The organism is Streptomyces cinerochromogenes, from assembly GCF_014648635.1.
Classification (GTDB): domain Bacteria; phylum Actinomycetota; class Actinomycetes; order Streptomycetales; family Streptomycetaceae; genus Streptomyces; species Streptomyces cinerochromogenes.
Window position 1 is genome coordinate 657,776 of record NZ_BMRM01000001.1, and the last position, 21,621, is coordinate 679,396.

A 21,621-nucleotide genomic window follows, 5' to 3' on the forward strand; every position below is an offset into this window, starting at 1 on the left:
GTGGGGGCGGGCCGCGCCGGACCGGGACGTGCCTACTTGTACGCCCCGAACGCCTTCGAGAAGGCGGACTTCTCCTGCGTGACGGAGCTGCACGTGGCGTCGGCGGTGGGCTTGGCGCCGCCCGCGCACTCCTTGTCGCGGGCCGCGGACCACATGGACAGCCAGCCGAGGCCCTTGGACTTGGCGAACTCCACCAGCTGGGTGGCGTCCTCCACCTTGAAGACCTCGGAGGAGACGTCGTTGACACCGATCATCGGGGTGACGGCGACGGCCTTCCAGGCGGCGGTGTCGGACAGCCCCAGCACGCTCTTGACCTGGGCCTGGGTGGCGGTCGCGGCCTGCTCGGCGTAGGTGCCCATGTCACCGCTGTACGCGGGGCCGTAGTCCATCGCCATGATGTTGACGGTGGTGGTCTTCACACCGTTGGCCTTGGCGTCGGCGAGGAGGTTCACGCCGTCCTGGGTGAGGCCCTCGGGCATCACCGGCAGGGTGAAGGAGACGTCCAGGCCCGGGTGCTGGGCCTGGAGCTTGGCGATGGCCTGGGCGCGGCGGGTGTTGGCGGCGGTGTTGGGCAGCGCGCCGCCCTCGACGTCGAAGTCGACCTTGGTCAGCTTGAAGGCGTCGATCGCCTTGCCGTAGGCCGCCGCCAGCGCGTCGGCGGAGGAGCAGGTGGTGGCCAGCTCGGAGCCGGAGGCGCCGCCGAAGGAGACGCGGACGTCACCGCCCTTGGCGCGCAGCGCGCCGATCTGCGCGGCCACGGCGTCACCGGTGAGGTCCGTGACACCGCCCCACTTGGGGGTGCAGCCGCCGCCGTCGGTGAGGAAGGCGAGGTTGTAGTCCTTCACGCCGGTCGCGTCGGCGGCACCGAGCAGGTCGAAGGCCGGGTAGAGGCTGGTGTCGACGTAGGGGGCGAAGCCGGCGGAGGAGGTGGTGCCGGTCCCGGTGCCGGTGCTGCCGGTGGGGGCGGGGGTCGCGGTCTGGGTCGCGCTCTGGGTCGGTGTGGTCGTCCTGGTGGGGGCGGGGGCCGACGGCTGGGTGGTCTGCGTCGGCCGGCCGCTCGGCTCGGGGGTCGCCCCGCCGTCCGCGGAGCACTGGGTGTCGTCGACACGACAACCGGTCGGGTCACCGCTGCCGTTGACCACGAAGCCGACGGTCACCGACTTCCCCGGGGCCAGGCCGTCGGTGTCCCACTTGGCGGGCCTGACGGTGACGTGCCGGCCGCTGACGCTCGACTCGCCGTTCCAGAGGGAGGAGAGCGTGGCGCCCGCCGGGAGGTCGAACTCCAGCGTCCAGGTCTTCTCGGCCTGGCCGGTGTTGTTGGTGACGACGTACTGGGCGGTGTAACCGGAGGACCAGGCGCTGGTCTTCGTGTACGCGGCGTTCACCCCGGCCGCGTTCGCGGTGCCGGTGAGCAGGACCGCGCCGCCGCCGATCACGGCCGCGGCGACCAGGCCGCCTATCGCCTTGTTCCTGCCACTGATCCTGCGCCGGTGCGTGCTCATGCGCGTGCCTGCCTTCGCTGTTCACGGGGTGGGGTGCGGCAGCACGCTAGCGATCAGGAAAGGGACGAACCGCCCGTTCCCGGCTCCGGTCGCAGACCTTAGGGTTCGCTTAAGGAAGCGATCGGGGCCGGTTAAAGGTCGAGACCGGTTTACCCGTCCGGCGTCTTCGTACGGCTCCCCGCTGTCGGCGGCCCAGGGTCTTGCGGCCGTCCAGCTGGAACCAGATCCGCACCTCCGTGCCGCCCAGCACCGAGCCGCCGATGCGGACGTCCCCGCCGGTGGACTCGGCGAGCCGGCGGACGATGTCCAGGCCGAGCCCGGTGGAGCCGGTGTGTCCGGAACCCCGGCCGCGGGCCATCGCCGCGTCCGGGTCGGGTATGCCGGGGCCCGCGTCGGAGACGAGCACGATCACCGCGTCCTCGCCGTTGTGCACGTCGACCGCGAAGGCGGTGCCCTCGGCGGTGTGCCGGAAGACGTTGCCGAGCAGCGCGTCGAGGGCGGCGGCGAGGTCGGCGCGGGCCACGGGTACGCGCACCGGCCGGTCCACGCCGGCCACCCGCCACTTGCGGCCCTCGTCCTCGGCGAGCGCGGACCAGAACTCCATGCGCTCGCGGACCACTTCGGCCGCGTCGCAGCCGGCGCCCGGTCCGGCGGCGGCCGTCTGCGGCTTGGCCTCCCGGGCGGTCCGGATGATGGTGTCGACCTCGCGCTCCAGCTGGGCCACGGCCGTCCGGGTCTGCTCGGCGGCCGGTCCGGCGCCGAGGGAGGCCGCGTTCAGCCGGAGCACGGTGAGCGGGGTGCGCAGCCGGTGGGAGAGGTCGGCGGCCAGTTCCCGCTCGTTGGCGAGGAGCTGGACGACCTGGTCGGCCATGGAGTTGAACGCGACGGCGGCCAGCCGCAGTTCGGTCGGGCCCTCCTCCGGGACGCGGGCGCCCAGCTTGCCCTCGCCCAGTTCGTGCGCGCCCTCGACCAGCCGCCGGGCGGGCCGGACCATGCGCACCCCGAGCCGGTCGGCGACCGCGACCGATCCGACGATCAGCGCGAGCCCGACGGCCGCGAGCACCGCCCAGGCCGTGCCGACGCCGTTGGTCACCTCCGACTCGGGGACGTACACCTCGACCACCGCGACGCCCGAGCCGAGCGCGACCGGCTGGAGCAGGGTGGAGCCGCCGGGCACGGAGGTGGTGGAGGCGCGGCCCAGTCTGCGCACGGCCTGGATGTCGCGGCCGGGGGCACGCTGCCGGCCGAGGTCGAGTGCGGCCCGGCCGCCGTCGGCGGGCAGGTGGACGGCCATGCCGGAGCCGGCGCCGGCCGAGGCCACCACCCGCTCCAGCTGGTCCCGGTCGGTGGTGATGGACAGCGCGGGCGCGACCGCGGCGGCCTGCCGCTCGGCGTTCGAGAAGGCGCGGTCGCGGGCCATCTCCCTGACGACCAGGCCGAGCGGCACGGCGAAGGCGACCACGACCATCGTGGTGACCGCCAGGCAGACCTTGACCAGGGCCCATCTCATCGCGGGGCCCGCCCGTCCGCCGAGGGCTCCGCGGGGGGTTCGAGCTTCACGCCGACACCGCGCAGGGTGTGCAGGTAGCGCGGCCGGGCGGCCGTCTCCCCCAGCTTCCGGCGCAGCCAGGACAGATGGACGTCGATGGTCTGGTCGTCGCCGTAGGACTGCTGCCAGACCTCGGCGAGCAGTTCCCTGCGCGCGACGACGACCCCGGGGCGGCCGGCCAGGAAGGCGAGCAGGTCGAACTCGCGGCGGGTGAGGTCGAGCCGGACCCCGTCCAGCTCGGCCTGGCGGCGCAGCGGGTCGACGGTGAGCCCGCCGACGCGCAGCACGGACGAGGGCGGGGGCTCCGCGCCGCCGGAACGGGACCGGCGCAGCACGGCCGCCATCCGGGCGGAGAGGTGCTCGACGGAGAACGGCTTGGTCAGATAGTCGTCCGCCCCCGCGTTCAGCAGCCGGACGATCTCCGTCTCGTCGTCCCGGGCGGTGGCGATGATGACGGGAACGTCGGTGATGCCGCGGAGCATCTTCAGGGCCTCGGAGCCGTCCAGGTCGGGCAGTCCGAGGTCCAGGACGACCACGTCGAAGCGGAAATGGGCGACCTCGCGCAGCGCCTCCAGGGCCGTACCGACGCTGCGCACGGTGTGGGCGGCGTCGGTCAGGTGCCGGATGAGCGCCGAGCGTACGAACTGGTCGTCCTCGACCACGAGCACACTTGCCATGCGCCGCACCGTACGCCATGCGGGCAACACCGGGCGGGGGCCTGTGGATAACCCGGGGCATGTGCGTACGGCCGTGCCCCTGGGGCAGTATGGCCCGCGATGCGCAGAGGACTCGTACACGTACTGGCGTGGCTGCTGGCGACCGGAGCGGCGGTCACGCTGTCGTGGTGGGGTGTGCACACGGTGATGGCGGGGACGGCGTACGAACCGCCGCGCGCCCTGCCGGTCACGGCGGCCGACGCGGACACCCGGGACGTGACCTCCGCCTCCCGCAGGCCCGCTCCGTCCCCCACTCCGTCCCCGTCCCCGTCCCGTGAGCGGCGGCAGCCGCCGCCGACGCCGACGCGCAGCCCGGCCCGCACGCAGAAGCCCTCCCCCACCGCCTCGGCCTCCGGCCGGGTCAGGTCCTACGACACCGACGGCGGCCGGGCGGTGTTCGACCTGGGCGCCTCCAGCGGGACCCTGGTCTCGGCGACCCCGGGGACCGGCTGGGCGATGCAGGTGTGGAAGACGGAGAGCTGGATCCGGGTGGAGTTCAGCCGGGGCGCGGACCGGGTGTCGGTGTTCTGCACCTGGCACGACGGTCCGCCGCGGGTGGAGGTGGGGACGTACTGACCTCGGGGATGAGCTTCACGGAACCGGCGGTTCCCGACGCGGCCCGGCGACCGGCGGGCGAGCGGTCCGGCGCCCGGAGCGGGGCTCTAGCGGAACACCGAGGGCGGCGGGGCCGGGGAGGCCACCGCCGCATCGTCCGTCACCGGCACCGCGCCGCCGGTGAAGTCGGTGAGCTGCCGGCCGTGTTCGACCCGGCCGGGGTGGGGGTCGGAGGCGGCGCGGCGGGTCAGCTCGGCGAGCGGCAGCGGGAGGTCGGAGGCGACCAGGATCGCGTTGCCGAAGCGCTTGCCGCGCAGCACGGCCGCGTCGGCGATCAGCGCGCGCTCGCCGAACCGGGCGGCGGCGGTGGCGATCTGGCCGCGCAGGTGCGCGAGCGGCGGGCCGTCGGCGAGGTTGGCGGCGTAGACCCCGGAGGGCTTCAGCGCGCGGCGGACCTCGTCCAGGAACTCGGTCGAGGTGAGGTGGGCGGGGGTGCGGGCGCCGCTGAACACGTCCGCGACGACCAGGTCGGCCCAGCCGTCCGGCACCTTGGCGAGCCCCGCGCGGGCGTCGGCCGTCCGCACCCGGATCCGTGCGTTCGGGTCCAGCGGCAGCTCCCGGCGGACCAGCTGAACCAGGCGGGCGTCGCGCTCCACGACCTGCTGGGTGGAGCGGGGCCGGGTCGCGGCGACGTACCGGGCCAGGGTGAACGCGCCGCCGCCGAGGTGCACGGCGTGCACCGGCTTGCCGGCCGGGGCGACGAGGTCGATGACATGGCCGAGGCGGCGCTGGTACTCGAAGGAGAGGTACGCCGGGTCGTCCAGGTCGACGTGCGACTGGGGCGCGCCGTCGATCAGCAGCGTCCAGGCCCGGCCTCGGTCCGGATCGGGCACGAGCCGCGCGAGCCCGCCGTCGACCGGCTCCTCGACGACGGCTGCGGCGGCCGACCTGCGGCGCGTGTTCCTGGACCTGCCCATCCGCCCATTTTCGCAGCTCCGGGGGCCGGTCGCCGCGCCGGAGCCGCTCAGCGGCAGTTGTCGGCCGCCTCGATCAGGCGGGCCGCCTCGCCCAGGGCACGGCGCAGGACCACCGGGTCGGTGGCGAGGTCGGCCTCGCCGGGGGGCAGCAGCCAGTCGGAGCCCTCCACCGGGGGCTCGGGGTTCAGCCGCAGCCCGCGCCCGTTCGTCTCGGTGCAGGTGCTGCCGGGCAGGTCCCAGCCCGCGGCCGTACCGGCCGGCACCAGGAAGCCGAGGGTGCCGCAGCCGTCGTCGTGCAGGACGGGACCCACCGCGTCCGCGGCGCCCCGCCGCAGGATGTCGACCGCCTCCAGCCCCTGCCGGGTCGGCACCGTCACGAGGTCGCATGCCGTGTCACCCGCCGCGGACGACGACGGCGACAGCGACGACGGCGACGACAGCGACAGCGGCGACGACGGTGACAGCGACGACGACAGCGACGGTGACGTACAAGGATCGTTGCTCTGGCTGGTCTCCATGCCGGCCTCCACCACACAGCCTGTTGCGGTCCATGGGGTCCAACGCGCGAGCCCGTCAACGGCTACGGCACAAGTGCGCCGCAAAGGATGGCACTTCATGGCAGATCGTGCATGAGATATCCGGTTTGTAGCCAAACACCGCGTGGCGGGTCCTTCACAGCAGGTACGTTCATGCCCGCCGGAACCAGGACGCCACACGGGCAACTCATCCCGAAATGACCTGGGTCCCGGCATGGTTCGACGGTTCGCACGAGAGGACCCGGCCATGGCGTCGTCAACCGTGACCTCGTCACAACCCGAACGGCCAGTCCGGCCGAACCTCGCCTTCCGGCAACTGCGCGGCCGGCGCTCACCGGCCGAGTTCGCGGCGCTGGTACGGCGGGCGGCACGGGAGATCGGTGAGCGGGTGAGCTGTGACGCGCGCTATGTCGGCCGGGTCGAGGCGGGCGAGATCCGCTGCCCCAACTACGCGTACGAACGGGTGTTCCTGCACATGTTCCCCGGCCGCACGCTCACCGACCTCGGCTTCGCGCCCCGCTCGTCCGTGCGCGGACGGGCGGCGCGTACCGCCGGGGAGGCGCCGGAGGTGCCCGCCCCCGACGCGGGGTCCGGTGAGTCGGGCGGGATCCCCGATCCGTATGACCCGCAGGACCCCCACGAGAAAGACCCCCTGAACCACGAGGAGAGCGACGTGCTGCGTCGCGCATTCATGACCGGCGGAGGCGCCACGGTGGCCGCCGCCACGCTGGCCCCGCTGGGGCTCAACACCCCCGCCGCGGCGGCGGAACGGCCGCTGCGGCGGGCGGGAACCCCCGAGGCGACGGCGCTGGAGGAGGCCGTCCGCCGGATCCGGCTGCTCGACGACCGGCACGGCGCGGACGGACTGTACCGGCGCGCGGCGGCTCCGCTGCGCGCCGCCTACGCGCTGCTCGACGCCGGCGCGACCCGGCAGACCACCGCCGACCGGCTGCACGCGGGCGCCGGTGAACTCGCCATCTCCGTGGGCTGGCTGGCCCACGACTCCGGCCGCTTCGACGACGCGCGCTCGCACTACGCGGAGGCGCTGGCCACCGCCCGCATGACCGGCGACCCGGCACTGGAGGCACACGCCTTCTGCAACACCGCGTTCCTGGCCCGGGACTCCGGCCGACCCCGGGAGGCGGTCCGGGCCGCGCAGGCCGCGCAGCGCGCCGCCCGGCCGCTCGGCTCGCACCGGCTGATGTCGCTGCTCGCGCTGCGCGAGGCGGGCGGCTGGGCGGGGCTCGCCGACCGCACCGGCTGCGAGCAGGCGCTGGTCCGCGCGCAGGCCCTCTTCGACCGGGGCCGCTCGGACGCCGACCCCGAGTGGATGAGCTTCTACGGAGAGGCCGAGCTGGAGGGGCTGGAGGCGCAGTGCTGGTCCACGCTGGGCGACTGGCGGCGGGCGTCCCGGCACGCGCGGCGGGCGGCGCACCTGCAGGATCCGCACTTCACGCGCAACATCGCGCTCTACACGGCGGAGCTGGCCGACGACCTCGCCCGCGAGGGCCGTCCCGACGAGGCGGCGGAGGCGGGGCTGCGGGTGCTGGGGCTGCTGGACCAGGTCCAGTCCTCCCGCATCCAGACGATGCTCGCGGGTACGGCGCGGGTGCTGCTGCCGCACCGGCGGGCTTCGGGGGTGTCGGCCTTTCTGGACCGTCACGCTTCGTTGCCGCGGCGGGTGTAGGGCCGTTCCGGCTCGGGGGGCCGCAGCCGTCGGACCGGGGGCGGATGGGGGCCGGTCGCGCCCACAGACCTCAGCCGGCCGCCTCAGCCGGCCAAGTGCCCCAGGTCGTTCCAGCTCTCGATCGCCGGTTCGCCGTAGGCCCAGCCCAGGACGGACAGGGAGGTGGGGTTCAGGCGGATGCGGGCGGCGAAGTCCAGGGGAAGGCCCAGCCAGCGGGCGCCGATCGAGCGCAGGATGTGGCCGTGGGCGAAGACGAGGACGTCACGGTCGGCGGAGCGGGCCCAGGAGACGACCTCGTCCGCGCGCGCGGTGACCTCGGCGAGGGTCTCGCCCTCCGGGACCCCGTCCCGCCAGATCAGCCAGCCGGGCCGGACGGCCTGGATCTGCGCCGGGGTCATGCCCTCGTACGCGCCGTAGTCCCACTCCATGAGCGTGTCCCACGCCGTGGCACGGTCGCCGAAGCCGGCCAGTTCGCACGTCTCGCGCGCGCGGGAGAGCGGGCTGGTGCGCACCTCCGCCCCGGCCAGCCCGTCCAGCGGAGCCCGGTGCAGCCGCTCGCCGAGCAGCTTGGCCCCGCGCCGGCCCTCCTCCAGCAGCGGCACGTCGGTCCTGCCGGTGTGCTTGCCGGACAGCGACCAGGCCGTCTGTCCGTGCCGGGCCAGCAGGATGCGCGGTGCCATGGAGGACCTCTCGGTGAGGGGATGCGGTTCTTCCATCATCGCGCACCCCGGTCCGAGGCAACCGGCCGGGCGATCTCCGCGTCTTGGAGGGCTGACGCACCGGCGTGATCGGAGCACCCGTCAGGGGCTCCGTAGGCACACCGTAAAGTGGCACGGTCGCCCGCCGGGGCGCCGCACAGCAGAAGGGGGAGGGCGATCGGATGCCGCAGACCGAGATACCGGGCACCGAGGTGGCCCTCCGGCCGCGGCTGCGCTGGTGGACCGAGCTGCCCCTGATCCTGCTGGTCTACGGCTGCTACTCGGTCGGCCGGCTCCTCGCCCGCGGTGACGTCACCAGCGCCGTCGACCACGGCCTGGCGATCCTGCGCGTCGAGAAGGCCCTGCACCTCAACGCCGAGCACCCGCTGAACCGGCTGTTCACGCGCGAGCCCTGGCTCGGGGTGCCGGCCGACTTCTGGTACGCCTCCCTGCACTACCTGGTCACGCCCGCCATCCTGGTCTGGCTGTTCCACGCGCGTGCCCGGCACTACCGGGCGGCCCGCACCTGGCTGATGACGTCCACCTTCCTGGGGCTGATCGGCTTCACCCTGCTGCCGACCTGCCCGCCCCGGCTGCTCTCCGCCGGCCACGGCTTCGTGGACACGATGGCGCAGTACAGCTCGTACGGCTGGTGGGGCGGCGCGGCCAGCGCCCCGCGCGGCATGGGCGGCATGACCAACCAGTACGCGGCGATGCCGAGCCTGCACGTGGGCTGGGCGCTGTGGTGCGGCGTCATGCTGTGGCGGCACGGCGGCACGCGCCTGACGAAGGTCCTCGGTGTCGTCTACCCGCTGGTGACCGCGCTCGTGGTCATGGGCACCGCCAACCACTACCTGCTGGACGCGGTCGCGGGCGTCGCCGCGATGGGCGTCGGCCTCCTGCTGGCACCGCGCGTGATGCGGGCCGTGGACCTCGTCCGGACCCGGTCGGCGCGCCGTGCCGCACCGGCCCCGGACGGCACGGGTTCCCCGATTGTCAGTGCCGGATGCCAGACTTCCGCGGGTGAGCGAATTCCACGGCAGCGCGAGTCGCGGCTCGACCCCGCGGCCGGACCGGACGCCTCCCCCGCCGACGTCGGCGAGGAGGCTCCGACACCGGCTCGCTGAGCTGCGCGGTCCCGACGTACCGGCCAAGGCCCTGGACGCCCGCGCCCTCGCGGCGCTCGCCGCCAACCCCGGGTGCGCCCGGCGGGCGGTCCTGGACGGCGCCGGGGTGGACAAGGCCCGGCTGGCCACCGCGCTGGGCGCGCCGTCCGGTTTCGGGCAGTCGCAGTTCGCGCTGACCCGGGGCAACGCGTTCGAGGCGCGGGTGAAGGCGGACGGCGGCGCGGAGCTGCTGCGGCTGGCGCACGCCCGGCTCGACCCGGGCGCCGAACCACCCGCCGGGGCGGCCGTGCCCGACCTGAGCGCGCACGGCCCGCAGGGGCGTACGGCGCGTACGGCGCTGGCGCTGCGCGAGGCCGTGCGGGCCGGCGGCTGGACGCTGCTGGACCACCCGATGCTGGCCCTGGACGTCGCCGGTTCCCTCGCCTTCCTGGAGCCGGACGCGGTGGTGGTGCACCCGGACGGCAGCTGGTCGGTGGTGGAGATCAAGTCCTTCCCGATGGTGGACGGCTCCGCCGACCCGGCGAAGGTGGGCGCGGCGGCCCGGCAGGCGGCCGTCTACGTGCTGGCCCTGGAGGAGGTCGCGGCCCGGCTCGGCTCGGAACCGGAGGGGAGCGTCCCCGCTCCGCGGGTGCGTCACCGGGTGCTGCTGGTGTGTCCGAAGGACTTCTCCAACCTGCCCGCGGGCTCCGCCGTGGACGTCCGCAAGCAGCGCGCCGTCACCGCGCGCCAACTGGCCCGGCTCACCCGCATCGAGGAACTCACCGACGCGCTGCCCGAGGGCACCTGCTTCGCGCCCGACCGGCCCGCCGAGGAACTGACGGCGGCCGTGGAGGCGGTGCCGGCGACGTACGCGCCCGAGTGCCTGTCCGCCTGCGAGCTGGCCTTCCACTGCCGGGACCGGGCCCGCGCGGCCGGCGCGGTCACCCGCCTCGGCCGGCCCCTGCGGGCCGAACTGGGCGGTCTGGCCACGGTCGGGGAGGTCCTGGCGGCGGCCCGCGGCGAGAGCGGCGACCCGGACGACCCGGCGGTGGCCGCCCTGCGCCGCGCGGCGGCCCTCCGCGAGGAAGCCCTCCGGACGGCCGGCACGGCGACCCCGCCGACGGCCACGCGAGTCACGGCCCCGCGCACGGAGACACCACCGACGGCCAAAGACGCTTCCGCGACGGCCCGGGAGGCGACCGCGTGTCACTGATCACCACCCTCGCCCGGCTGGAGGCCGTCGGCAGTGGCCGGGCGCAGCCGGTCGCGACCGTCCGGCACCGGCACCTGTCCGACCACCCGCTGGTGTTCGTGCCGCTCACCACGGCCGGTGAGACCGGCGCCCCGCTCGGCGCGCTGGTCGGCACCGACCGGGACGCGCCCCGCCTGCTGGTCGTCCCCCAGCCCCGCGACCGCGACCTGCGCTTCACCTTCCTCGCCGACCTGGCCGACGTCGTCCTGCCCCACATCGAGGCGTACGCGGACTCCGTGGAGGCGGCCGAGCGCACCGAGACCGACCCGGAGACCGGCAAGCGGGTCAAGGTGGAGGCCGAGCTGTGCGCGGACGCGCCCCAGCTGATCGTGCCGAGCCGCACGGGCCTGGACTTCGTACGGCTGCTGGGCCGCTCGATGCGGTTCCGGCGCACCGCCGAGCAGGACCCTGACGCGCCCTATCCGGCGCCGCCCCGCGTGCCGCTGCTCGGCCGCTGGCTCACCCACTACGGCGAGCGGGCCCGGGTCCCGGGCTCCTCGCTGCTGCTCGCCCTGACCGACGTGCTGTCCCGGCACTGGGCGACCGGCCAGTCCGGCCTCGAGGACCAGCACCTGGGCGCGCTGCTCGCCTGGATCGACCCCCCTGAGGGCACGACCGGCGCCGAGGCCGCCCGCCGGGCCGAACTCGCCCGGGACGCCGACGGGCAGCTGCTGTGTCCGCCGGCCGGCCCCGCCACCGACCCGGCGTTCGACAACAAGCTGCTGGCCCCCGCGATCGAGCGCTACGACCGCGCGCGGACCGCGCTGGCCGCCGCCGAGGACCCGGTGGAGGCCGACGACCTGCTGGCCGCGCTCACCCGGGCCGAGCGGGAGGTCCGGGACCTGGTCGAGAGCCGCACCCGGCCCACCTGGGACGCGGTGTGGCGGGGCCTGGACCTGCTGCGGGCGCTGCCGGCCGGCGCGCATGTGGAGGGTCGCTGGACCCGGGACCGCTGGTCGTTCACCGCGCACCGGGACCGGGTGCTGGCCGGCGAGCCCCCGCAGCCGCGCCGGGACGACGCGGTGACGGCGGCGAACAAGCTGGCCACGCGCGAGCGGGAGCAGGCCCGGCTGGAGGCGCAGGAGGCGCTGGACGACCCGCTGGTGATGGCGGAGCGGCGGCTGGCCGGGGAGGCGTTCGCGGGCGAGGTGACCGACGTCGTGATGGCGTACAGCGAGGGCAGGCGGCCGAGTCCGCGCCCGCTGGTGACGGTCCGTACGGAGGACCGGCCGCATCTGGCGGAGCGGGCGAAGGCGTACCGCTCGCTGGGCGGCCGGCCGCAGTCGGCGGAGTTCGTCGGGCAGGAGGACGACGGGGCGCTGGTGCTGCGGATCCTGGACAAGATGGGCCGCGGCAAGGAGCCCGAGCCCGGGTCGGTGCCGGAGAAGGGCGACCGGGTCTGCTTCACCCTCTTCGAGCACGAGCAGCGCGGCGGCGCGAAGCTGCCCGATCCCGAGGAGACCCCCTGGACGCACGGCGGCCCGCCGGGCGAGCCGGCGCCGGAGGCGCCCGATCCCGTGACCGAGGAGGACGTGCTGTGACGACCGTCGACGTCGACCCCGGAGCCGCGGCCGCCCGGGCCACCGGCGCGATCCTGCACGACACGCTGCACGGCGGCGAGCGGGGCGTGGTGGTCGACTCCCCGCCCGGTGCCGGCAAGTCCACGCTGGTGGTCCGCGCGGCCCTGGAGCTGGCCGACGCGGGCCGCCCGCTGATGGTGGTGGCGCAGACCAACGCCCAGGTGGACGACCTGGTCCTGCGGCTGGCGGAGAAGAACCCCGAGCTGCCGGTGGGCCGCCTGCACAGCAGCGACGCCGACGCGTACGACAAGGCGCTGGACGCCCTGCCCCAGGTCCGCACGTCGGCGAAGGCGGCGGACCTGAAGGGCCTCCCGGTGGTCCTGTCCACGGCCGCGAAGTGGGCGCATGTGAAGGTGGACGAGCCGTGGCGGCACGCGATCGTGGACGAGGCGTACCAGATGCGCTCGGACTCGCTGCTGGCCGTGGCGGGCCTGTTCGAGCGGGCGCTGTTCGTGGGCGACCCGGGCCAGCTGGACCCGTTCGCGATCGTCGGCAGCGAGCAGTGGGCGGGCCTGTCGTACGACCCGTCGGCCTCCGCGGTGACGACCCTGCTCGCGCACAACCCGGGCCTGCCCCAGCACCGCCTCCCGGTGTCCTGGCGCCTGCCGGCCTCCGCGGCGCCCCTGGTGTCGGACGCGTTCTACCCGTACACGCCCTTCCGCAGCGGCACGGACCACGGCGACCGCCGCCTCACCTTCGCGGTCCCCTCCGACGGCTCGGGCCCGGACCGGGTGATCGACGAGGCGGCGGAGTCCGGCTGGGGCCTGCTGGAGCTGCCCGCCCGGCACACCCCGCGCACGGACCCGGAGGCGGTGCGGGCGGTGGCGACGGTGGTCCGCCGCCTGCTGGACCGGGGTGGCGCGGCCGTCTCGGAGCGCGGTCCGCACCCCGCCCCGCTGACGGCCGACCGCATCGCCGTGGGCACGGCCCACCGCGACCAGGCGGCGGCGGTCCGCGCCGCCCTGGCCGAGCTGGGCGTACCGGACGTGACCGTCGACACCGCGAACCGGCTCCAGGGCCGCGAGTACGACGTCACGGTCGTCCTGCACCCGCTCTCCGGCCGCCCCGACGCCACCGCGTTCCACCTGGAGACCGGCCGCCTGTGCGTCCTGGCCTCCCGCCACCGCCACGCCTGCATCATGGTCTGCCGCGCCGGCGTCACCGACCTCCTGGACGACTACCCGTCCACGGAACCGGTCCAGCTGGGCACGCTGGTGAAGTTCCCGGACGGCTGGGAGGCGAACCACGCGGTCCTGTCCCACCTGGCGGAGCACAAGGTGAGCTGGCGGGTGTGAGCGACCCCCGCCGGACGGAGTCCGCAGGCGCGCGGCGTGGACAAGCCCCGGGTGGTTCCGCGGGCCGGACGGCCCCTTGCGTCGGCGCGGGACAATGGACGGTGGCCCACCTGTTGGCGGTGCCGGACCCGTACGAGGAGGAGACAAGACATGGCGGAGCCCACGCCGCGTCGTAACGAACCGCGGCTACGCCCCGCGCCCCTGCTCTTCGAGCCCGCGGAGGCGGCCTCCGACCCCGAGCACTTCTTCGCCCTGGAGTCGATCGAGGATCCGCGGGCGCTGCTGGCCCGGGCGACGGAGCTGGCCCAGGCGTTCCGGGCGGCCGCCGACCGGGCCGTGGAGTTCCAGGCCGTCGCGGCGGCCCAGCTCGCCGACCCGCGCCGCTTCGACCGGCTGACCCCGGCGGACATCGCCGAGCGCGCGGAGTGGACCGAGGACTACGCGAAGAAGATGGTCGAGTTCGGCCGGGACCTGCTGCGCGGGGAGCAGGACGGGCGGACGACCGCGGACCCGGTGTAGCACCCACGCGGCATATGCCAGGCGGGCAAGATACTCCTCCCCTGCCGCCCGTGTCCCGGTTTTCCGCAACTCAGAAGAACGACCCGCTCACTGCCTGTACACCTGGGTGGTATGAGCAGCGCACCGAACATCTCCCGTGTCAGCTCCGACGGCGTCGCCTGGCTCGCCTCGGCGGCGCCGTTCCCCCGCAGCACCCTCGCCCTGTGGCAGGACCGCCCGGACGCCCCGGTCGTCCTGCCCTGCGGCACCGTCTTCGACGTGGTGAGCGCCCCGGTCGTCTTCGGGCGCCGCATGCTGGACCGGCTGTGGGACGAAGGCGCGGGCTCGGGCCCGGTCGCGGTGTTCCGGGGCCGGATGCTGCTGTTCGCCGCCCTCGGCACGGCCCAGCGGCTGCCCTCGCTGCTCGACTGGGAGGAGTGGGGCTCACAGCGGGCCCGGGAGGTGCCGCCCCTGCTGTGCCACGGCACCGGCGACGCGGTGACCGTGCCGGCCCTGACCTGCGAGGACTCCGTCGGCACCGCCCGCTGGGTAGTCGCCCCGGAGACCCGCCGCCCCTGGCTGCCCGGCCCCGAGGTGCTGCTCTGGGCGGCCGTACGGGCCGCCCGGGCCGCCGTACGGATTTCGATTTTTCCTCCCGCCGACCAGGATGCTAATGTCTACGACGTCAGCAGGCGCCGCTAGCTCAGTTGGTTAGAGCAGCTGACTCTTAATCAGCGGGTCCGGGGTTCGAGTCCCTGGCGGCGCACCTGAAGGAAACGGCGGGTCCGGTTCGAAAGAATCCGGCCCGCCGTTTTCGTATACACGGGGCTTCCCCGCGAAGTACACGCGGCTTCCCCCGTGAAGCGTCAGTCACTCACCCCGGGTGTGATCTTCACCGTCCAGGCCCCCGACGCCGTCCGCCCCTCCGCCTCGATCTTCACGCCGCCCCCGGGCACGGTGAAGCTCTCCCCGAGGAAGACCGGCGCGTCGGCGAGGGGCGGGTAGACGGAGTTCTCCCAGCAGGACTCGGTGCGCGGGTGGGCGTCCACGACCTGGACCGGGCCGTCGCCGGACGGGGCGCCGCCCCGCACCCGGTAGACCAGGATCCCCTGCCGGCAGGACAGCCGGTCGTTGCCGGCCGCGCCGCGCGCCTCGAAGGCGAGGGCGCTGTCCTCGCCGGTCCGCACGACGGCCAGTTTGACGCCGTGCCCGAGGCCGAAGGCGGGGGCGCCGCCCACGCCCGGCACCGCGACGCCCGGCCCGGCCGCGAGGGGCTCCAGGGTGAGCCGGGTCGGTGTGGCCCCGCGCACGCAGACCACCTGGCGCGGGTCCAGCCAGCCGAGCCGCCACTTGTGCCAGCCGAACAGGTCCGGGGCCAGCCCGAACTGGCTGCCCATCAGGTCCCAGTCGCCGACGTAGGTGTCCCAATCGCCCTTGCCGTCGACCGGCCGGTGGTAGAGGTCGGGCAGGTCGAAGACATGGCCGGTCTCGTGGGCGAGGACCAGCCGGTCCGGCGGATGGTGCTCGAACACGGTGACGACCCGTTGGACGTCGGTGCCGTCGACGTGCACGGGCGTGTCCAGGTTCACGACCTTCGTGGCGTCCGAGTCGACGCCGGGCGCGTCCGGGTCGGCGACGAGGTAGACGACCGGGTAGCGCGAGAAGTCGACCTCCTTGTCGGCCACGGCGAACGCGTCCCGCAGGTAGGCGGCCCGGTCCTCGGCGCTCCAGTCCCGCCTCATGGCGTACGCCGTCGACGGGCGCGGCATGCGCAGCCAGTGCCCCAGCGGGTGCGGGCGCAGGGTGAACCTGCCGTAGGACGCCTGTTCGTAGAAGCGGCTGGTGGCCGGGAAGTGGTCGGCGGCCAGCTGGGCGGGGGTGGTGCGCGGGGTGGAGTCCGGGAAGGAGAGGAAGACCATCACGGCATCGAGGGCACCGGTCGGGCGGGTGTAGGAGGGGTTCCAGCCATCCACGCCCTCGGAGTGGTGGGCCTCACTGCGGTGCAGGGCGCAGGGGGCCGTCGAGAACGGTTCGGCGGCCGAGGGGCCGGTGAGGATCGAGGTCGCGGCGAGCGCCGACATCGTGGTGAACACGGCGGCGGTGCTGCGCAGCTTGGGCACGGACTTGACCTCCGGATGCGGTTCGCGGGACCCGCACCCAGATTGCTGGTATTCACCGCGTTTTGCCCTGTTTGCATGCACCAGAAGGGTGAGCGCGCCCCCAGCGCACTTCGGCGCGCCCCGGCGCCCGACACCCCGAAACACTCACGGAACGTCACAACTGGTCGAGGGCCTCCAGAAGCCGTCCAGGTGCGGGCAGAAACGATCTGTCAGAACCTGTACTCCGTCCGGGACACTGGACAGTGGCTGGAAGGGCCCGGGGCCAGCCTCTATGATCGGCACACTTTCCGGCACGGACAGGCACGGACACAGATCGAGTGCACTGCGGGAGCGAGCGGTGAGCGGAACGTCCGAAGGGCCGACGCCCGCGGCAGACCTCGACCGGTCAGCCGTCACAGACAGTCACCACACCACCTACCACCGTGTCTTCGCGACGGCCCCGCTCGCCATGGCGGTCGTGGCCCCGGAGGGACTCGTCATCAGCGCCAATGCCGCGCTCGGCGAGCTGCTCGGTGCCGATCCGGACACGTTCGTCGGGCGGGCCGCGGCCGACCTGGTGGACCTGACCTCCGACCCCCGCAGCCGGCACGCCTACCACGAGGTGCTGCGCGGCCGGCAGGCCCGCCTGCGCTGCACCCGCCGCCTCAAGCACCCCGGGGGCCACTCGCTGTGGGTGCAGGTCACCGTCGCCCCGCTGGCCGACGGTGAGCCCGGCGTCCTGCTGTCGGTCGCCGACATCAGCTCCCGGCGCGAACTCCAGGCACAGCTGAGGCACTTGCAGATGCACGATCCGGTGACCCGGCTGCCCAACCGCACGCTGTTCTTCGAGCGACTTTCGGCCGCGCTGGAGGCGGAGTCGTACGAGCAGGGCGGCACCGGCCGGATCGGCCTGTGCTACCTGGACCTCGACGGCTTCAAGGCCGTCAACGACACCCTCGGCCACCGGATCGGGGACCGGCTCCTGACGGCCGTGGCCGAGCGCCTGACCAGGGTCGCCGACGAGGCCGGGTACGCCCGCGCCGCGACTCCCCTGGTGGCCCGGCTCGGCGGTGACGAGTTCGCCCTGCTGGTGGAGGACTCCACCGGCACCGAACAGCTCGCCGACCTCGCCGAGTCCGCGCTGAAGGCGCTGGAGCAGCCCTTCGACCTGGCCGGGCAGCGACTGTCGCTGACCGCGTCCATCGGGGTCGTGGAGCGGCACGCGGCGGGCACCACGGCGACGGGTCTGATGCAGGCGGCCGATACGACGCTGTACTGGGCGAAGGCCGACGGCAAGGGCCGCTGGACGCTGTTCGACCCCGAGCGCAACGCCCACCGCATGACCCGCCAGGCGCTGTCCTCCACCCTGCGCCCGGCCATCGAGCGCGGCGAGTTCGCCCTGGAGTACCAGCCGTTGGTGGCGATGGAGGACGGCAGGCTCAACGGCGTCGAGGCCCTCATCCGATGGCATCACCCGCAGTTCGGCACGCTGACGCCGAATCGGTTCATCGGACTGGCCGAGGAGGACGGCTCGATCGTGCAGCTGGGCCGCTGGGCCCTGGCCACCGCCTGCCGGCAGGCCCGCCGCTGGCAGCTGGACCACCCCGGCGAACCGCCCATCTTCGTCAGCGTGAACGTCGCCGTGCGGCAGGTCTGGGACTCGGATCTGGTGGCCGACGTGGCCGAGACCCTCTCGGAGACCGGGCTCGCCCCGCACCTGCTCCAGCTGGAGCTGACCGAGTCGGCGGTGATGGGCTCGGCGGGCCGGCCGCTCCAGGCGCTGCAGGCCCTCAGCGACATGGGTGTGCACATCGCCATCGACGACTTCGGCACCGGCTACTCCAACCTCGCCTACCTGAGCCGTCTGCCGGTCTCCGCGCTGAAGCTGGACGGCTCCTTCGTCCGGGGCTTCCAGTACGAGGAGGCCGCGAAGGGGGGCGTGCCCAACCCGGCCGACGAGGTGATCGTGGAGGCGATGATCCAGCTGGCCCACCGGCTGGGGCTGACGGTCACCGCGGAGTGCGTGGAGACCTCGGCCCAGGCCACCCGGCTGCGCCGGATCGGCTGCGACACCGGGCAGGGCTGGCTGTACTCCCGCCCGGTGTCGCCGGATCGTATCTCCGAGCTGCTGGGGGCTCAGGCCTGCGCGGTCGGCAAGCCGTAGGCGTCGGCGATCAGCTCGTAGCTGCGCAGGCGCAGTTCGCCGCTGTGGGCGTGGGCGACGAGCATCAGCTCGTCGGCGCCGGTGCGCTTGTGGAGGTCGTCCAGGCCGGTGCGGACCTCGTCGGCGGTGCCGTGCACGACATTGGCCGTCCAGGAGTCGACGAACTCCTCCTCCATCGGGCTGAATTGGTGGTGCTCGGCCTCCTCCGGCGCGGGGTAGAGGCCCGGGCGGCCGGTGCGCAGCCGGAGCATGTTCAGCGCCAGCGCCCGGGTCTGCCGGCGGGCCTCCCGCTCGTCGTCCGCGGCGAGGGTGGAGACGCCGATGAGGGCGTACGGCTCGGACAGGACGGCGGAGGGCCGGAAGCTCTGCCGGTACAGGTCCAGGGCCGGGATGGTGTTCTGCGCGGAGAAGTGGTGCGCGAAGGCGAAGGGCAGGCCGAGCAGACCGGCCAGCCGGGCGCCGTAGCCGGAGGAGCCGAGCAGCCAGATCGGCGGCCGGTGCGGGGACTGCACGCCGCCGGGGGTGGTGCCCTGCACCGGGCCGGGGATCGCGTGGATCCGGCCGTAGGGGTGCCCGTCGGGGAAGTCGTCGTCCAGGAACCGCGTCAGCTCCGCGAGCTGCTGCGGGAAGTCGTCGGCGCCCTCGTTGGGGGTGTCGGTACGGCGCAGCGCCGCCGCCGTGGCCCCGTCCGTGCCCGGCGCCCGGCCGAGGCCCAGGTCGATCCGCCCCGGCGCCATGGCCTCCAGCGTGCCGAACTGCTCGGCGATCACCAGCGGGGCGTGGTTGGGCAGCATGACGCCGCCCGAGCCGAGCCGGATGCGGTCGGTGTGGGCGGCGAGGTGGGCGAGGATCACCGCGGGCGAGGAGGAGGCCACGCCGGGCATGGAGTGGTGCTCGGCGACCCAGTAGCGGTGGAAGCCGCGGGACTCGGCGAACCGGGCGAGCGCGACGGCGGTGCGCATGGCGTCGCTCGCGGTACCGCCCGCGCCGACGATGGCCAGGTCCAGTACGGAGAGGGGGACGGGGGCGGTGCCGTGTGTGGTTCCCCGGATCTCGTCTGCCTCGTCTGCCGCCACGGTGTGGGCCTCCTGTTTCGAGCGTGAGCTGTCCTCGCGCTGCTAACAGGAGGGTGTCTCCGTTTATTCCCCCGGGGCCGGCCCTGGTTCCCCCGGCCCCGGACCGCCGGGTTCCGTCCGGATCGGTCCGGGCCGGTCCGGGCCGGTCCGGCCCGATCCGGACGGAACCCCCTAGACCTGCACCAGGGGCTCCCGCGTGAACAGCGTCCCCAGGGAGGGCGCGTTCACCCGGCGGTCGGTGAGCCTGAGGGCCTCCCAGACCGTGACCTGGTTGGCGGTGAGGACCGGCTTGGACAGGGCCTTCTCCAGCAGACCGAGGTGGGCGGCCGTGTGCAGCGCCGTGTCCGGGAGGAGGACGGCCTGGGCGTCGGGGGTGTCCGCGGCGCGGGCCAGGGTCAGCACGTCCTCCTCGCCCCAGGTGGCGACCTCGGCGGCGGTGACGATCCCGGAGGAGCGTGTCCCGGTCACCTCCAGGCCGCCGGCCCGCAGGAAGTCCGCGAAGAGCGCGGTGATGTCCTCGGGGTAGGTGCCGCCGACGGCGACCCGGCGCACACCGATCTCGCGGGCCGCGTGCACGAAGGCGAAGGAGGTCGAGGACGCCGGCATGCCGGCGAGCCGGGCCAGGGTCCGCACCTGTTCCTGGGCGCCCTCCCAGCCGTGGACGAAGCCCCCGCTGGTGCTGGCCCACACCGCCGTCTCGGCGCCGGCCAGCCGCAGCCCCTCCACGCCCGCGGCGAGCCGCTCGGCGGAGCCCATCTCGCGCAGGGCCGCCACCCGGTGCGCGTCCTCCCCGAGGTCGGTGTGGAACAGGTCCACCCGGATGTCGCTGCCCAGGAGCTGCTCGATGCGTGGATAGTCGTCCTCGGCGGAGTGGCCCGGGTAGAGGAATCCGAGTGCGGTCATGTCCAGCCTTCCTGCTGTTCTTCCGGCAGTACGGACCAAGCGCGGGCAGCCGCGTCCGGCAGCGCCTGACACGGCCCCACGGTCCCGGGTACCCAGTCGGCGCGGTGCCGCCCACATCGTGGCCGGGTTGGCCGGGACCGCGTTCCCGGGCGCTCCCGCCGACGAGGCCGCGGGAGGCGCGCGTGCCAGGCGTCGGGCGGCAGGCGCGCCGCGGGGCCTGGCCGGAACCGGCCGACACCGGCCGACCGTGGCCGGAACCGGCCTCACGCTGGGCCACGCGTGGGCAACGGATCGTGGGGACGCCCGTGTTGACGAAGGGGGGTCCGGGTGCGAGCGTGGTCAATCCGCGCACGATCCGCGCATGTCAGACGCCGGGAGCCGCCCTGCATGACGCCGACACCCCCCACCGTCGTGGTCCTCGACGCCGATCCGCCGCCCCGGCTCGGCCGCCTCACCGGCCGCGCCCGGATCGTGCACACGGACGCGGCGCACCTGGCCGAGCGGCTGCCGGACGCGGACGTGCTGCTGGTGTGGGACTTCACCTCGCACGCGGTGCGCGAGGCGTGGCCCGGCGGCGGGCCCCGGCCGCGCTGGGTGCACACGGCGAGCGCGGGCGTGGACCATCTGATGTGCCCGGAGCTGGCCGCGTCGGACACGGTCGTGACCAACGCGCGCGGGATCTTCGACCAGCCGATCGCCGAGTACGTCGCGGCCCTGGTGCTGGCGGTCGCCAAGGATCTGCCGCGGACGCTGGAGCACCAGCGGGAGCGGGTCTGGCGGCACCGGGAGACCCGGCGGGTGGCGGGCACGCGCGCGTGCGTGGTCGGCTCGGGCCCGATCGGCCGGGCGATCGCCCGCACGCTGAAGGCCCTGGGGGTGACGACGGCGCTGGTGGGGCGGGTGCCGCGGACGGGCATCCACGGCCCCGACGAACTGGACCGGCTGGTCTCCCGCGCGGACTGGGTGATCGCGGCGGCGCCGCTGACCGCGCAGACGTACCGCATGTTCGACGCCCACCGCTTCGGTGTGATGCAGCCGTCGGCGTTCTTCGTGAACGTCGGCCGGGGTGGCCTGGTCGACGAGGAGGCCCTCGCGCAGGCCCTGACCCGGCGCTGGATCGCGGGCGCGGCCCTGGACGTGTTCACCGCGGAACCGCTGCCCGAGGACAGCCCGCTGTGGAAGCTGCCGGGGCTGGTCGTGTCCCCGCACATGAGCGGTGACACGGTCGGCTGGCGGGACGAACTGGGCGCGCAGTTCGTGGAGTTGTACGAGCGGTGGGAAGCGGGCAGACCGCTGCCGAACGTGGTCGACAAGACGCGGGGTTACGTGCCCGGGCACTGAAGCGCCCGCCGCCGAAGGGTCTGCCGCCGAGGCGCCTGCCGCCGAAGTGCCCGCCGCCGAGGCGCCCGCCGCCGAAGGGTCTGCCGT

Annotated in this window: 19 protein-coding genes and 1 tRNA gene; 11 read left to right on the top strand and 9 right to left on the bottom strand. The window is 74.5% G+C overall.

The genetic code is table 11. From position 1 onward, the window contains the following. Window positions 1-32: 32 nt before the first annotated feature. The 3 genes from IEZ20_RS02835 to IEZ20_RS02845 all read right to left on the bottom strand — a co-directional run bounded on the left by IEZ20_RS02835 (window position 33) and on the right by IEZ20_RS02845 (window position 3,728). On the bottom strand, window positions 33-1,502 hold the full coding sequence (locus tag IEZ20_RS02835; RefSeq protein ID WP_189294441.1) for a glycoside hydrolase family 18 protein: 1,470 nt from the start codon (window positions 1,500-1,502) through the stop codon (window positions 33-35). Between the two features lie 109 nt (window positions 1,503-1,611). After that, complete coding sequence (locus IEZ20_RS02840) at window positions 1,612-3,012, bottom strand: sensor histidine kinase (protein WP_189294442.1); 1,401 nt, start codon at window positions 3,010-3,012, stop codon at window positions 1,612-1,614. Next, complete coding sequence (locus IEZ20_RS02845) at window positions 3,009-3,728, bottom strand: response regulator transcription factor (RefSeq protein ID WP_189294443.1); 720 nt, start codon at window positions 3,726-3,728, stop codon at window positions 3,009-3,011. The genes IEZ20_RS02840 and IEZ20_RS02845 overlap by 4 nt, the downstream gene beginning before the upstream one ends. Before the next feature lie 99 nt (window positions 3,729-3,827). Here IEZ20_RS02845 and IEZ20_RS02850 point away from each other — a divergent pair, with 99 nt between their 5' ends. Then, window positions 3,828-4,343, top strand: coding sequence for a hypothetical protein (locus IEZ20_RS02850; protein ID WP_189294444.1), 516 nt, complete (start codon window positions 3,828-3,830; stop codon window positions 4,341-4,343). A gap of 86 nt (window positions 4,344-4,429) precedes the next feature. Here the strand turns inward: IEZ20_RS02850 and IEZ20_RS02855 are convergent, their stop codons facing one another. After that, complete coding sequence (locus tag IEZ20_RS02855) at window positions 4,430-5,299, bottom strand: spermidine synthase (protein WP_189294445.1); 870 nt, start codon at window positions 5,297-5,299, stop codon at window positions 4,430-4,432. A 47-nt stretch (window positions 5,300-5,346) separates the two neighbouring features. After that, on the bottom strand, window positions 5,347-5,817 hold the full coding sequence (locus tag IEZ20_RS02860) for a hypothetical protein (protein ID WP_189294446.1): 471 nt from the start codon (window positions 5,815-5,817) through the stop codon (window positions 5,347-5,349). A gap of 265 nt (window positions 5,818-6,082) precedes the next feature. Between IEZ20_RS02860 and IEZ20_RS02865 the strand changes: the two genes are divergently transcribed. Further along, window positions 6,083-7,522 (top strand): NsdA family TPR-like regulatory protein, encoded by a 1,440-nt coding sequence (locus IEZ20_RS02865; RefSeq protein WP_189294447.1) that lies wholly within the window; start codon window positions 6,083-6,085, stop codon window positions 7,520-7,522. A gap of 83 nt (window positions 7,523-7,605) precedes the next feature. Here the strand turns inward: IEZ20_RS02865 and IEZ20_RS02870 are convergent, their stop codons facing one another. Then, the gene (locus IEZ20_RS02870; RefSeq protein ID WP_189294448.1) at window positions 7,606-8,202 is read right to left on the bottom strand and encodes a histidine phosphatase family protein; all 597 of its coding nucleotides are present in this window, start codon (window positions 8,200-8,202) and stop codon (window positions 7,606-7,608) included. Window positions 8,203-8,402: 200 nt separating this feature from the next. Between IEZ20_RS02870 and IEZ20_RS02875 the strand changes: the two genes are divergently transcribed. From IEZ20_RS02875 to IEZ20_RS02905, 7 genes are all read left to right on the top strand, one after another. Continuing rightward, complete coding sequence (locus IEZ20_RS02875; RefSeq protein WP_189294449.1) at window positions 8,403-9,347, top strand: phosphatase PAP2 family protein; 945 nt, start codon at window positions 8,403-8,405, stop codon at window positions 9,345-9,347. 1 nt (window position 9,348) lies between these two features. Further along, complete coding sequence (locus tag IEZ20_RS02880) at window positions 9,349-10,539, top strand: hypothetical protein (RefSeq protein WP_229895858.1); 1,191 nt, start codon at window positions 9,349-9,351, stop codon at window positions 10,537-10,539. After that, on the top strand, window positions 10,530-12,119 hold the full coding sequence (locus tag IEZ20_RS02885; RefSeq protein WP_189294450.1) for an amino acid adenylation domain-containing protein: 1,590 nt from the start codon (window positions 10,530-10,532) through the stop codon (window positions 12,117-12,119). The genes IEZ20_RS02880 and IEZ20_RS02885 overlap by 10 nt, the downstream gene beginning before the upstream one ends. After that, window positions 12,116-13,453, top strand: coding sequence for an AAA domain-containing protein (locus IEZ20_RS02890; protein ID WP_189294451.1), 1,338 nt, complete (start codon window positions 12,116-12,118; stop codon window positions 13,451-13,453). Before IEZ20_RS02885 ends, IEZ20_RS02890 begins: the two co-directional genes overlap by 4 nt. Window positions 13,454-13,603: 150 nt before the next feature. Then, window positions 13,604-13,972, top strand: coding sequence for a DUF8844 domain-containing protein (locus IEZ20_RS02895; RefSeq protein WP_189294452.1), 369 nt, complete (start codon window positions 13,604-13,606; stop codon window positions 13,970-13,972). Window positions 13,973-14,083: 111 nt separating this feature from the next. Further along, window positions 14,084-14,653 carry a bifunctional DNA primase/polymerase gene (locus tag IEZ20_RS02900; protein ID WP_189294453.1) on the top strand — a complete coding sequence of 190 codons (570 nt, stop codon included), beginning with the start codon at window positions 14,084-14,086 and terminating at the stop codon, window positions 14,651-14,653. Then, a tRNA-Lys gene (locus IEZ20_RS02905) sits at window positions 14,644-14,717 on the top strand. Before IEZ20_RS02900 ends, IEZ20_RS02905 begins: the two co-directional genes overlap by 10 nt. 100 nt (window positions 14,718-14,817) lie before the next feature. On the opposite strand, the gene IEZ20_RS02910 is transcribed toward IEZ20_RS02905, so the two are convergent. Beyond that, window positions 14,818-16,032 (bottom strand): M6 family metalloprotease domain-containing protein, encoded by a 1,215-nt coding sequence (locus IEZ20_RS02910; protein ID WP_189294650.1) that lies wholly within the window; start codon window positions 16,030-16,032, stop codon window positions 14,818-14,820. Between the two features lie 376 nt (window positions 16,033-16,408). Between IEZ20_RS02910 and IEZ20_RS02915 the strand changes: the two genes are divergently transcribed. Continuing rightward, window positions 16,409-18,214 carry a putative bifunctional diguanylate cyclase/phosphodiesterase gene (locus tag IEZ20_RS02915; protein ID WP_189294454.1) on the top strand — a complete coding sequence of 602 codons (1,806 nt, stop codon included), beginning with the start codon at window positions 16,409-16,411 and terminating at the stop codon, window positions 18,212-18,214. Here IEZ20_RS02915 and IEZ20_RS02920 read toward each other — a convergent pair. Both IEZ20_RS02920 and IEZ20_RS02925 read right to left on the bottom strand, forming a co-directional pair. Continuing rightward, a complete protein-coding gene (locus IEZ20_RS02920; RefSeq protein WP_189294455.1) occupies window positions 18,187-19,290 on the bottom strand; it encodes an LLM class flavin-dependent oxidoreductase in 1,104 nt (367 codons plus the stop codon). The genes IEZ20_RS02915 and IEZ20_RS02920 overlap by 28 nt on opposite strands. Before the next feature lie 171 nt (window positions 19,291-19,461). Beyond that, on the bottom strand, window positions 19,462-20,193 hold the full coding sequence (locus IEZ20_RS02925) for a maleate cis-trans isomerase family protein (protein WP_189294456.1): 732 nt from the start codon (window positions 20,191-20,193) through the stop codon (window positions 19,462-19,464). Between the two features lie 387 nt (window positions 20,194-20,580). On the opposite strand from IEZ20_RS02925, the gene IEZ20_RS02930 reads away from it, so the two are divergent. Further along, window positions 20,581-21,534, top strand: a complete 954-nt coding sequence (locus IEZ20_RS02930; RefSeq protein ID WP_189294457.1) for a D-2-hydroxyacid dehydrogenase — start codon at window positions 20,581-20,583, stop codon at window positions 21,532-21,534. Window positions 21,535-21,621 lie beyond the last annotated feature (87 nt).